The 12,942-nt window shown below is 72.5% G+C and carries 6 protein-coding genes; 5 read left to right on the forward strand and 1 reads right to left on the reverse strand.

The genetic code is table 11. The annotated features are described in order from the left end of the window. Positions 1 to 38: 38 nt before the first annotated feature. The 5 genes from ACFYO2_RS34840 to fxsT all read left to right on the forward strand — a co-directional run bounded on the left by ACFYO2_RS34840 (position 39) and on the right by fxsT (position 11,440). Positions 39 to 1,508 carry a 3' terminal RNA ribose 2'-O-methyltransferase Hen1 gene (locus ACFYO2_RS34840; RefSeq protein ID WP_388357224.1) on the forward strand — a complete coding sequence of 490 codons (1,470 nt, stop codon included), beginning with the start codon at positions 39 to 41 and terminating at the stop codon, positions 1,506 to 1,508. Then, positions 1,505 to 4,048, forward strand: a complete 2,544-nt coding sequence (locus ACFYO2_RS34845) for a polynucleotide kinase-phosphatase (RefSeq protein ID WP_388357227.1) — start codon at positions 1,505 to 1,507, stop codon at positions 4,046 to 4,048. The genes ACFYO2_RS34840 and ACFYO2_RS34845 overlap by 4 nt, the downstream gene beginning before the upstream one ends. 196 nt (positions 4,049 to 4,244) lie before the next feature. Next, positions 4,245 to 5,765 (forward strand): hypothetical protein, encoded by a 1,521-nt coding sequence (locus ACFYO2_RS34850; RefSeq protein ID WP_388357230.1) that lies wholly within the window; start codon positions 4,245 to 4,247, stop codon positions 5,763 to 5,765. Then, on the forward strand, positions 5,762 to 6,856 hold the full coding sequence (locus tag ACFYO2_RS34855) for an AAA family ATPase (RefSeq protein ID WP_388357233.1): 1,095 nt from the start codon (positions 5,762 to 5,764) through the stop codon (positions 6,854 to 6,856). Before ACFYO2_RS34850 ends, ACFYO2_RS34855 begins: the two co-directional genes overlap by 4 nt. Beyond that, the gene (gene fxsT / locus ACFYO2_RS34860; protein ID WP_388357236.1) at positions 6,857 to 11,440 is read left to right on the forward strand and encodes an FxSxx-COOH system tetratricopeptide repeat protein; all 4,584 of its coding nucleotides are present in this window, start codon (positions 6,857 to 6,859) and stop codon (positions 11,438 to 11,440) included. Positions 11,441 to 11,562: 122 nt separating this feature from the next. Here fxsT and ACFYO2_RS34865 read toward each other — a convergent pair whose 3' ends face one another. After that, a complete protein-coding gene (locus ACFYO2_RS34865; RefSeq protein WP_388357239.1) occupies positions 11,563 to 12,849 on the reverse strand; it encodes a cation:proton antiporter in 1,287 nt (428 codons plus the stop codon). Positions 12,850 to 12,942 lie beyond the last annotated feature (93 nt).

The following is a 12,942-nucleotide window of genomic DNA, read 5'->3' on the forward strand; positions in this document are numbered from 1 at the left end:
CGGCACCCATCACATCCACCGGCCGGAGAGGCCTCCCTGTGTTCCTGACGATCAGTACCACCGGCACCCCCGAACGCCCCGCCACCGACCTCGGCTTCCTGCTGCACAAGCATCCCGAGAAGGCGCAGGCGTTCTCCACGTCCTACGGCAAGGCGCACGTCCTCTACCCCGAGGCGGACGCCGAGCGCTGCACGGCGGCGCTGTTGCTGGAGGTCGACGCGGTGGCACTGGTCAGGCGCGGCAAGGGCAAGGGCCGCGGCGGCGCTCCCGACGCGGCGCTCGCGCAGTACGTCAACGACCGTCCGTACGCCGCCTCCTCGCTGCTCGCCGTGGCGCTGAGCGCCGTCTTCTCCAGTGCGATGCGGGGCGTGTGCAACGCCAGGCCCGAAGCCGCCGAACAGACCAGGCCGCTGCGCATCGAGGTGCCCGCGCTTCCGGCGAGGGGCGGCCCGGACCTCGTACGCGGTCTCTTCGAGCCGCTCGGCTGGGCGGTGACCGCCGAACGGGTGGCGCTGGACAGCGAGTTCCCGGAGTGGGGCGACTCGCGGTACGTCCGTCTCGTCCTGGAGTCGGACGCGCTGACCGTCGCCCAGGCGCTGCGTCACCTGTACGTTCTGCTTCCCGTGCTCGACGACGCCAAGCACTACTGGGTGGCCCCCGACGAGGTCGACAAGCTGCTGCGGGCCGGTGAGGGCTGGCTGCCCGAGCACCCGGAGCAGAAGCTGATCACCAGCCGTTACCTGTCGCGCCGCTGGTCGCTGACCCGACAGGCGATGGAGCGGCTGGAACTCGTGCGGCTGGCCGAGACCGACGACACCGAGGTCGAGGAGATCGACAACGCGGTCGAGGCGGAGGCCGAGACCGAGGAGAAGCCGACCCCGCTCGCCGAACAGCGCCGGGACGCGATCATCGCCGCGCTCCAGGCGTCCGGTGCCGCCCGGGTGCTCGACCTCGGCTGCGGACAGGGCCAGTTGGTGCAGGCGCTGCTCAAGGACCCGCGGTTCACCGAGATCGTCGGCACCGACGTGTCGATGCGGGCGCTCACCATCGCCTCCCGGCGGCTCAAGCTGGACCGCATGGGGGAGCGGCAGGCCTCGCGCGTCCAGCTCTTCCAGAGCTCGCTGGCGTACACCGACAACCGGCTCAAGGGGTACGACGCCGCCGTGCTGAGCGAGGTGATCGAGCACCTCGACCTGCCGCGGCTGCCCGCCCTGGAGTACGCGGTGTTCGGCTCGGCCCGTCCGCGCACGGTGCTCGTGACGACCCCGAACGTCGAGTACAACGTGCGCTGGGAGAGCCTCCCGGCCGGACACGTCCGGCACGGCGACCACCGCTTCGAGTGGACGCGCGCGCAGTTCCGCCAGTGGGCGGACGCGGTGGCCGCACGGCACGGCTACGGCGTGGAGTTCGTACCGGTCGGGCCGGACGACCCCGAGGTGGGACCGCCCACGCAGATGGCGGTGTTCACGATGAAGAGCGTGACCGAGAAGGAGGCGAAGGCGGCATGACCGAGACCCAGCACAAGGGACGGGTCCTCCCCGTCACCGACCTCTCCCTGGTCGTCCTCGTCGGCGCCTCCGGCTCCGGCAAGTCCACCTTCGCGCACCGGCACTTCAAGCCGACCGAGATCATCTCCTCCGACTTCTGCCGCGGCCTGGTCTGCGACGACGAGAACGACCAGAGCGCGACCCGGGACGCCTTCGACGTCCTGCACTACATCGCGGGCAAGCGCCTCGCCGCGGGCCGCCGTACGGTCGTGGACGCCACCAGCGTGCAGCAGGACTCGCGACGGCAACTGATCGACCTCGCCAGGAAGCACGACGTGCTGCCCATCGCCATCGTGCTCGACGTGCCGGAGGAGGTGTGCGCCGAGCGCAACGCGGCCCGCACCGACCGCGCCGACATGCCGCGCCGGGTCATCGGACGCCACATCCGCGAACTCCGCCGCTCCGTGCGGCACCTGGAGCGCGAGGGCTTCCGGAAGGTGCACATCCTGAGGGGCGTCGAGGACATCGAGAACGCCACCGTCGTCACCGAGAAGCGCTTCAACGACCTGACCCACCTCACCGGCCCCTTCGACATCGTCGGCGACATCCACGGCTGTGCCTCCGAACTGGAGGTGCTGCTGGGCAAGTTGGGCTACGTCGACGGCGTCCACCCGGAGGGCCGCACCGCGGTCTTCGTCGGCGACCTCGTCGACCGGGGCCCGGACAGTCCGGGCGTGCTGCGCCGCGTGATGTCGATGGTGAAGTCGGGCAACGCCCTGTGCGTGCCCGGCAACCACGAGAACAAGTACGGCCGTTACCTCAAGGGCCGCAAGGTCCAGCACACCCACGGACTCGCCGAGACCATCGAGCAGATGGACGGCGAGAACGAGGAGTTCGTCGCCGAGGTCCGGGAGTTCATCGACGGACTGGTCAGCCACTACGTCCTCGACGGCGGCCGGCTGGTCGTCTGCCACGCCGGTCTGCCCGAGAAGTACCACGGCCGCACCTCCGGCCGGGTCCGCTCGCACGCCCTGTACGGCGACACCACCGGCGAGACCGACGAGTTCGGGCTGCCGGTGCGCTATCCGTGGGCGGAGGACTACCGGGGCCGGGCGGCCGTGGTGTACGGCCACACCCCGGTCCCCGAGGCCACGTGGCTCAACAACACCATCTGCCTGGACACCGGCGCCGTCTTCGGCGGCAAGCTCACCGCACTGCGCTGGCCGGAGCGCGAGCTGGTCGACGTACCCGCGGAGCAGGTCTGGTACGAGCCGACGAAGCCGCTGCGCAGCGAGGCGCCGGGCGGGCACGACGGACGCCCGCTCGATCTCGCGGACGTGCACGGGCGCCGGGTCGTGGAGACACGGCACGCCGGCCGGGTGTCGGTCCGGGAGGAGAACGCGGCGGCGGCACTGGAGGTCATGAGCCGCTTCGCGGTGGACCCGCGGCTGCTGCCGTACCTGCCGCCGACCATGGCGCCGACCGCCACCTCGCACATCGAGGGCTACCTGGAGCACCCGGCCGAGGCCTTCGCCCAGTACAAGGAGGACGGCGTCGAGCGGGTCGTGTGCGAGGAGAAGCACATGGGCTCGCGGGCGGTGGCCCTGGTGTGCCGGGACGCGGAGGCGGCCCGCAAGCGCTTCGGCGTTGACGGCCCCACGGGCTCGCTCTACACGCGCACCGGCCGCCCGTTCTTCGACGACGAGTCGGTGACCGAGGAGATCCTCGGCCGCCTCAGGTCGGCGATCGAAGAGGCCGGCCTCTGGGCCGAACTCGACACCGACTGGCTCCTGTTGGACGCCGAACTGATGCCGTGGTCGCTGAAGGCATCCGGTCTGCTGCGGTCGCAGTACGCCGCTGTGGGCGCCGCCTCCGGCGCGGTCTTCCCGGGTGCGCTGGCCGCCCTGCAGGGCGCGGCGGCCCGCGGCGTCGACGTGTCGGACCTGCTGACCCGTCAGCGCGAACGGGCCGACGCCGCCGCGAGGTTCACGGACGCCTACCGGCGCTACTGCTGGACCACGGACGGCCTCGACGGCGTCCGCCTGGCACCGTTCCAGATCCTCGCCGGGCAGGGCCGCAGCCTCGCCGCCCTGCCGCACGACGAGCAGCTCGGCCTGCTGGACCGGCTCGTGGAGCACGACAGCACCGGTTTGCTCCAGACCACCCGGCGCCTGTACGTCGACACCGCCGACCCGGAGTCGGTGCGGGCGGGCGTCGACTGGTGGCTGGAGATGACGGGCCGCGGCGGCGAGGGCATGGTCGTCAAGCCGGTCGGGGCTGTGGTACGCACCGAGCAGGGGCGTCTGGTGCAGCCCGGCATCAAGTGCCGCGGCCGCGAGTACCTGCGGATCATCTACGGTCCGGAGTACACCCGCCCGGACAACCTCACCCGGCTCCGCCAGAGGTTCCTCAACCACAAGCGGTCGCTGGCGATCCGCGAGTACGCGCTCGGCCTGGAGGCCCTCGACCGGCTGGCCGAGGGCGAGCCGCTGTGGCGGGTCCACGAGGCAGTGTTCGGGGTGCTGGCCCTGGAGTCGGAGCCGGTGGACCCGAGGCTGTAGTCGACGACCGGGCCCAGTGGGGTCCGCCGGGGTCGGTTTTCGGCCGAGTCGCCCAACTGGGGGTAGCTCGGCCGGACTTCGGCCCTCGCGGCCCCACTTGTCCCTGGTGAACCGCCAGTTGCCGTGCTAACTTCGCAGGTCGGTCAGGGAGGCATACCGGCTTCATGGGGGACAGTCGGTGAAGACAGGCGCGGGGTTGGACAGGCCCGAGGACGGTTCCGCGCGCCCGCGGGGGTTACAGCTCCTCCAGGATCTGACCGACGGCCTGTGCGAGCTGAGCTGCACCGAGGACTCCGAGAGCCGCCGCCAGTTCGCCGCGCTCCTCGGACAGTACCTCGGCCGGCCGGTCGACGTACGCGGTGTCCGGCAGCGTGACGACGTGGTGGCGCTGGTGCGCGTCGCGTTGAACGTGGCGGGCGGGGAACGCGTACTGGTCGGGGTGGTCCGTCTCCTCGAAGGAAACCCGGCGGGCGACGAACTCGACCGGCTGATCGACCCCTTCCCGGCCGCCGCCTCCGAGACGCCGCTCGGCCCGCTCAGCCGCGACGACGAGAGCAGCGCCCGTGCCGTCCTGGCCAAGGGCGAGATCTCCGCGCCCCGACTGCGGGACGACCTGGTCGGGGAGCTCAACGGACTCGACCTGCCCACCGGGCTCTCAACGGAACAGCTCTTCACCCACGTCCTGGAGTGGAACACCCAACCGGACGGCCTGCCGCCCGCCGTGCTCCTCCTGGACCGGGCGGCCCAGCTCGCCCTCGCCCCCAGCCATCGCGCCGCCCTGTCCGGCTGGGCCGACGACTGGGCCCGACGCGCCGGTCTCACCCAGGAGCTGGAGCGGCGCAGGGCCGCGCGCGCCGGCACGGCGAGCGACCCCGACATCCCGCGCTGTCTGATCGTCGCCGTCGAACCGGCCCGGGACGGCACCGGCGAGATCGTCGTACGCCCCTGGCTCAACACCGTCCCCGGCCACTGGAACCCCCAGCCCGGCGAACCGGCCACCACCACCCTCGACCGCCTCGGCACCGCCGTCGAACACGCCCTCGCGCAGGGCGCCCTGCTCTGGTCGGTGCCGCGCGAACCCGGCCCCGGCGGACGCGTGCAGCCGCCGCCCTACATCGAGTTCGTCCTGCCCTACGAGCTCCTCAACCACGATGTCGCCGCGCTGACCCACCGGATCGGAGACGGACGGCCGCTGCCGCTCGGGCTGAGGTACGCAGTGCACCTGCGGAGCCTGGAGCGCATGCGCAGCAACGACGCACTGGTCAGGGAGCAGTGGCGGGAGCGCTGGCGCACCCTGCGGGAGCACGGGGTCACGGTGCACGGCTGGAGTGAACCCGATGGTGGGCGCCTGGAAGCATGGCAGGCCGTGCTCGCTGGGGAGAACAGACATACGGCCGTTGTGCTGGACGCCCCGGCCGACCGCCGTGCCCTGGAGGCGCTCAAGGCCGCCATCGCGGAAGGGATCGGACTCGCGGTCTGGGACCGCAGAGGGGTTTTCGACGAGGAACGCCGGGAGGTGGTGACCGCCGTGTTCGCCGCCGTGCCGACGCCCGCGCAGATCCCGACGGCCATTCACCGACTGCGCCAGAAAGCCGAGTCGCACACGCAGGGGCCGAGCCGGCTCCTCGGTCGGCACATCGGCTTCTTCTGGGACGACCCCACCCGACTCGTTGACATCGACCCCGGCGATCTCGCCGGCGAGGAGGCACCGGCATGAGCGCGCACGAGCAGACGTCCCCGAACGGCTGGCGCGTCTTTCACGCCACGGGCAGCGCCCCGGCCGTCCCGCCCCGGCTGCCGGAGCCGCCGCCCTGGCGCCGGTTCCGCGGCGAACCGCTCCAGCCCGCCCCGCCGGACGACCCGGAGGCCGCGCTGCGCCGCCTGGGGCCCGGCGACATCACCCCGCAGCTCGGTCCGGACGAGATCGACACCGTCAACGCCGCCCTGCTGCTGCGCCGGCCCCTGCTGATCACCGGCCCGCCCGGCGTCGGCAAGTCCACCCTCGCCTACCTGATATCCCGGGAACTGGGCCTGGGCCGGGTCCTGGAGTGGAACATCGTCAGCCGTACGACCCTGCGCGACGGCCTCTACGTCCACGACGCCATGGGACGCGCCCAGGCGATCGCCGCCTGGCAGGCCGGGCTGCGGGCCGCGGGAGCACCCGACCTGGTCGCCGCGCAGGCGGCCGACGAGGACGTCAACATCGGTCTGACGTCAAGAGATCGTCAACTCCCGCCGTTCCTCGGGGACTTCATCACCCTGGGTCCCCTCGGCACCGCCCTGCTGCCCTACGATCGTCCCCGTGTGCTTCTCGTCGACGAGCTCGACAAGAGCGACATCGACCTGCCGAACGACCTGTTGCACGTCCTGGAGAACGGAAGCTATGACGTCCCGGAGCTGGTGCGCGATGCCGCGGACACCGCGCGCGTCCACACCAGTGACCCCGGCGGGCACGCCCTCGTGCGCGGCGGACGGGTCGAGGCCCGGGAGTTCCCGGTCGTGGTGATCACCAGCAACGGAGAGCGGGAATTCCCCGCGGCCTTCCGCCGGCGCTGCCTGCCGCTGGAGATGCGCACGCCCAGCCGGGAGCAACTCCTGGCCATGGTCGAACGGCACCTCGAAGGCCGCCCGCAGGGCACCGAAGACCTGGTCGACCTGTTCGTACAGCGGGTCCAGGCCGGTGGAACCCACTCCCTGGACCAGCTACTCAACGCTGTCCAGATGACTACCGCGGGTGGTTTCCAGGCGGATGGTGACGGGCGTAAGCTCGTGGAAATGCTGCTCCGCGACCTCGCGAAGGGCCGCTGAATGACCGGCTTTCCCAGGGAGCGCGCGTCCGGGCTCGGCGACGGAGGTCCCGTATCGGGGTCGTCGCCTCCTTCGGCGTTCTCCGAGTCCGTCGAGTACCCGCGAGAGCACGGAGCGACGTTCCCGGACGCCCCGGACCAGGACGCACCGGGCCGCCCGCCCCATGACGAGGAGCGGTCCGCGCCACGCTGGCAGGAGGTCGCCGACGCGGTCTGGCTCGCAGCGCACTGGTCGCGCCACGACCGTCCGGCCGGTGACGACGCGGCACAGGGCCCCGACACCACGCCCACCACCGCACAGCCCACTCGTACGGACGCCGACGCCGTACGACGCCCCGACGCGCGCACCCCCGACGAGGCGAGCCCCGCCGCCGCCGTACGTCCGCCGCGGCGCTCGCCCGCCGACGCCGGTACCCCCGGACTGCAGGCCCCGCCGCCCCGGGACCCCGCGCACCGGCCCGGACCGTCGGACACCGACGGCGCGAGTGGTGAACTGGCCGTACCTGCCCGGCTGTTACCCGACCCCGAAGGGCCCTTCGCGCTGCACGTGGGGCGACCGCTGCTGCCCGAGGACCGTCCGCAGCAGGGGTCCGGCCGGGCCACCGCCCTGCTCGCGCGCGCCCTGCACCAGCTCGCTCGGCGCATTCCCTCCCGCGACACCCTGGAGCTCGACGAGGAGACCACCGCGGAGCAGGGCCTCGTCGACGGCATGTGGCTGCCGTTCCTGCGGCCCGCCCGCACCTCCGCCTTCGACCTCGTCCTGCTCACCGACGACGCGCCCACCATGCGCATCTGGGAGGAGGCCGCCGGCCAGCTCGCCCGGGCGGCCGAGCACAGCGGTGCCTTCCGGGGCGTGCGCACGGTCCGGGTGAACGTGCCGCGCACCGGGTCCGCGACCCTGCGCTGGGACACCGGCCGGGCCGCCGCGGACCCCGCCGAACTCCTCGACGGACGCGGCGGCCGCATCTTCCTCGTCGTCACCGACGGCCTCGCCCACGGCTGGGCCGCGCCCGCCGCCGACGAGCTGCTCGGCCGGCTCGCCCACGCCGGCCCCACCGCCCTCGTCCACCTGCTGCCGCCGCACCTGCGTCACCGCTCCTCGCTCTACCCCTACCAGGCGGTCCTGGAGGCCGGCGGCTTCGGCGCCGCCAACAACGGCCTCGCCCACTGGGCGCCACCCGGCGGCCCCGACCCGCTGCGCCCGCTGCCCGCCGCTGGCGACGGCTCGGTGCCGGTGCCCGTGCTGTCCCTGAAGGCCGGATCCGTCGCCGCCTGGGCCGACCTCGTCACCGGCGAACGCGGAGTACGCCGCGCCCTGCCCGTCGTCCTGGCCGGCACCCTCACCAAGGGCGCCCCCGCGCCCGGACTGCGCGCCCCGCGCTTCCCACGCGCCGCCACCGCCGCCGTACGCCGCTTCTTCACCCTCGCCACCCCCGCCGCCCGCCGGCTCGCCACCCAACTCGCCGCCATTCCCTTCGAGTTCGACCTCGTGGAACAGCTGCGACGACGCACCATGCCGGAGACCGGCCCCGATCACCTCGCCGAGATCCTGATGGGCGGTCTGATCGACTGGGACAGCGGCGGCGAGGGCCGGCCCGAGTTCGCCGACGGGGTGCGCGAGGCGCTGCTCGCCACCACCACCCGCAGCCAACTCGCCCGTACCGTCAGCGTGGTGGGCGAGCTGCCCGCCGCCGGCGAGCGGGGCCTCGCCCTGCGCGCCGCCCTGCGCGACCCGACCGGCACCACCCTGCCCGACCCCGCCGAGCACGGCTGGGTGCGCAGCGAACTGGCCGTGATGCGCGCGCTCTCGGGACCGTACTCCGAACGCGCCAAACGCATCGAACCCAACCTCGCCAGGCTCGGGACCGGTACAGCCGAACGGGTGCCTGCCCGTTTGCCCGCCGGCTCACTCTCCGAGGTGAACCACGCGGGCGGCGGGGGATCATCCGGCGGCGGAGAAGGCAGGGATCCAGCGAACGTCCCCGACGGACCTGGAGAACCCCCCGTGCAGAGCCTGGTAACCGACGCGAACCAACAAGAAGCCCCGGAGGCTGAGCAGCTCATGCAGAGCACCACGACCGCAACACCGGCTCTTCTGGTGAACGTTCCCCTCAGGAACACGTCGTTCGTCGGCCGCCAGACGCTGCTGAGGTCCGTGGAGGAGCAGCTCAGCGCCCAGGACACCGCGGCCGTCCTGCCGCACGCACTGCACGGCCTCGGCGGCGTCGGCAAGTCCCAGCTCGCGCTGGAGTACATCTACACCCACCAGCACGACTACAAGGTGATCTGCTGGATCCCCGCCGAGCGCGAGAGCCTCATCCTGGCCGCCCTCGCCAGTCTGGCCGCCCAGCTGGGCGTCGCCCCGACCGGCCAGGACAGCCTCGGCGCCCCCGCCGCCAACACCGCCGTGCCCGCCGTACTGGAAGCGCTGCGCGCCGGAGCGCCGTACGACAACTGGCTGCTCGTCTTCGACAACGCGGAGGACGTCGAGGCGGTGCGCAACTACTTCCCCACCAACGGGCCGGGCAAGGTCATCGTCACCTCCCGCAACCGGGCCTGGGAGCGGGTCGCCACCCCGCTGCCGGTGAACGTCTTCGAGCGCGAGGAGTCCATCGAGCTCCTCCAGAAACGCTCGCCCGACCTGAGCGCCGAGGACGCCGACCGGCTCGCCGAGGCCCTGGGCGACCTGCCGCTCGCCGTCGAGCAGGCGGGCGCCTGGCGCGCGGTCACCGGCATGCTCGTCGACGAGTACCTCGACCTGCTCGACCAGCGCAGCCCCGAGATCCTCGAACTCGACCCCAACCCCGACTACCCGGTCTCCGTCGCCGCCGCCTGGGACATCTCGCTGGAGCGGATCCAGCAGAACAACCCCGGCGCCCGCCAGCTCCTCGACATCTGCGCCAGCATGGCTCCCGAGCCGATCCCGCGGTCCATGCTGCGCGGCAGCCGGGGTGTCAGCATCACCCCCGAGATCGACCCGCTGCTGCGCGAGTCGATCCGGCTGAACCGCGCGGTGCGCGACCTCAGCCAGTTCTCGCTGATCAAGGTGGACCCGCGCTCCGACACCCTGCAGATGCACCGCCTGCTGCAGACCGTGCTCCTGGCCAAGCTGAGCCGCGAGGAGCGCCAGCGGATGCGGGACGCCGCCCACCAGCTGCTGTCGGCCGCCAAGCCGGGCGCCTACGGCTCCTCGCTGGAGTGGCGCGCCTACCAGGCACTGCTGCCGCACGTGCTCACCTCGCAGGCCGTCACCAGCACCGACCAGTGGGTGCGCGAACTGGTCTACGACACCGTGTGGTTCCTCTACTACTGGGGCGACCACGAAGGCGCCGCGGATCTCGGCCGGCAGGCCTGGGGCGCCTGGCTCGCCGCCTCCGGCGAGGAGGACATCCACGTCATCCGGATGTCGAAGAGCTTCTCGTTCCTGCTGCGCCAGATCGGGCAGGTCCCCGAGTCGGTCCCGCTCTCCGAGAAGGCCCTCGAGGTCTCCCGCCGGATGGACGTCGAGCCGGAGGAGCTGATCGACTCCCTGTGCGAGATGGCCGACGCCCGCCGCTACCAGGGCCGCTTCCAGGAGGCGCGAGACCTCGGCAAGGAGGCCACCGAGCTGGCCCGGTCCCTGTTCGGCTCCGACGACCCGGCCACGCTGCGGGCCACCCACAGCTGGGGCGTCGACCTGCGGCTGTGCGGGCAGTTCAAGGAGGCGCTGCCCCTGGACCAGGAGAACGCCCGCCTGCGTGACCTGCTGTTCGGCCCGGCCAGCTTCTTCACCCTCAACACCCTCAACGGCCTGTCCATCGACATGCGGGAGGGCGGCGACTATCCGGGCGCCCGCGACTTCCAGGAGGACGTCCACCGGCGGGCGCGCACCGCGCTCGGCGAGGAACACCCGCTCACCCTGCGCATCGCCCGCAACCTCGCGGTCTGCCGGCGCCGCGACGGGGCGCTCGCCGAGGCGGCCAAGCTCGCCGAGGAGACCCTGCGGCGCTTCGTCGCCCGCTACGGCCCCGACCACTTCGACTCGCTGTCCACGGCGATCAACCTGGCCGTCGACCAGCGGCTGGCCGGTGACCTCGACAGCTCCCGCCAACTGGCCGACGTGACGCTACGGCGCTACGAGCAGCGCCTCGGCGAGGACCACGCCTACACGCTGCTGGCCCGCGCCAACCTGGCCGCCACGCTCAGGGCGCTCGGGTCCCTCGACGCCGCGCAGGAGCACGAGGACGCCGCGGCCGGCCGGCTGGCCGAGACGGTGGGCGAGCGCCATGTCATCGCCCTGACCGTCGCCCTCGGCCAGGCCAACACGGCGTACGCGCGCCTGGACTTCGAGCGGGCACACGAGATCGACCAGGCCAATCTGCCGCTGCTCGCCGAGGGGGCGGGCGAGGACCATCCGCTGACCCTGTCCTGCACGGCGAACCTCGCGCTGGACCTGCGGGGCCTGGGGCGCGGGCCGGAGGCGGACGAGCTTCAGCGCAAGGCCGTGGACGGGTTCAGCAGGGTTCTGCGTGCCGATCACCCGTGGCTGCTGGCGGCGCGTCAGCGGCGGCGCATCGAGTGCGACCTGGCGCCGATGCCGCTGTAGCCTCCGGCGGTCGGGCGGAATTCGGGTGGGCGCGGGGTCGTGGTTCACCGTGCGGGCCGGTGGGGGCTGGTCGCGCAGTTCCCCGCGCCCCCAGGTGGGTCGAGCACCTCGGCGATGGGATGTCAGCCCATGTCTGCCACGGGTACGGGGTCCGAATGGACCGGGTGTGTGCGTTCGGCCAGGTGGCGGACCAGGAGGAGCAGGGGCTGGGTGAGGAGGGTGGTGGCCAGGGCCATGAAGACGAGGACCGTGTAGAGGGGTTCGCTCAGGAGGCCTGCCTGGAGGCCCGCGTTCAGGGCGATCAGTTCGGTGAGGCCGCGGGCGCTCAGCAGGACTCCGACGGTCCGGGCGTCGTCCCGGTCCAGCCCGCCCAGCCGTGCCGCCACCGTCCCGCTGCCGATCTTCGTCGTGATCGCCAGCACGGTCACCACCAGCAGGGCGACCCACCCGGTGGCGTCCATGGTGTTGAGGGCGACGGACTGCCCGGAGACGACGAAGAAGAAGGGCAGGAGCAGCGAGCTGACGTCATGCAGCGGCCGCACCAGCTCCGGATCGAGCGTCCCGCTCTCCTCCCGGGGCACCACGACCCCCGCGAGCAGCGCGCCGAAGATGACATGCAGTCCGAGGGAGTGCGTGACCCAGGCCGACCCGAGGGCGAAACCGATCAGCAACGCCAGCCGCAGCGAGGGCTCCATCCGGGTCCGCGGCCCCCACAGCAGCCTGCGCAGCAGCGGGCGGGCCGCCACCAGCATCAGTGCGGTGAAGCCGACCGCGAGCAGTGCCCGCCACGGCCACGCCACCGCGTGCTCGCCGCTGCCGCTGTCCATCATGGTTCCGGCCAGTACGGTCCACCCGATCACGTCGAGCAGGCCGGCCGCCGACACGGCCACCACGCCAGGCACCGTACGGGCCAGGCCGTTCTCCCGCACTATGGCCGTCAGCACCGGCACCGCCGTTATCGACAGGGCGACCCCGGCGAACACCACCATGGCGGGGGAGAGATGGCGCGGCATGCCCAGGTCCCGCAGCTGCTCCTGGAACAGCAGTGCGCAGCCGCTGCCCACCGCCATCGGCACCACGAACGCCGCCAGCGCGACGGTGGCCGCGGTGCGCGCCCGAGCGCCGAGGACCTTCAGGTCCAGTTCGTAACCCACCGCGAACAGGAACACCACCAGGGCGAACTGCGCGAACCCGGTCAGCGCCGGACCGATGCCGTCGGGGAAGAGACTCTCGTACGCGTCCGGCGCGAGGCTGCCGAGGAGTGAGGGGCCGAGCGCTATGCCCGCCGTCAACTGGCCGACGATGTAGGGCTGTTTCAGCTTCCGTGCGAGCCAGCCGGCGGCGTGTGCGGCCACCAGGATCAGGGCCGCGGCCCCCACGAAATGCTTGATCATCGCGTCAGGGCTCACGGTGTCCCCCTGGTGTCCAGTTGTCCTGGCCGTGGTCCGGCCGCGGGAGGGTCCTCGCACGTGTGCTCGACCCCAACCCCCTGATGATACTGG

Origin of the sequence: Streptomyces sp. NPDC006602 (genome assembly GCF_042870385.1) — a bacterium.
Taxonomy (GTDB): domain Bacteria; phylum Actinomycetota; class Actinomycetes; order Streptomycetales; family Streptomycetaceae; genus Streptomyces.

Excerpts from the sequence above, each read along its gene's own strand:
- ACFYO2_RS34845 (WP_388357227.1), top strand. The coding sequence starts at position 1,505 with ATGACCGAGACCCAGCACAAGGGACGGGTCCTCCCCGTCACCGACCTC.
- ACFYO2_RS34855 (WP_388357233.1), top strand. The coding sequence starts at position 5,762 with ATGAGCGCGCACGAGCAGACGTCCCCGAACGGCTGGCGCGTCTTTCAC.
- fxsT (WP_388357236.1), top strand. The coding sequence starts at position 6,857 with ATGACCGGCTTTCCCAGGGAGCGCGCGTCCGGGCTCGGCGACGGAGGT.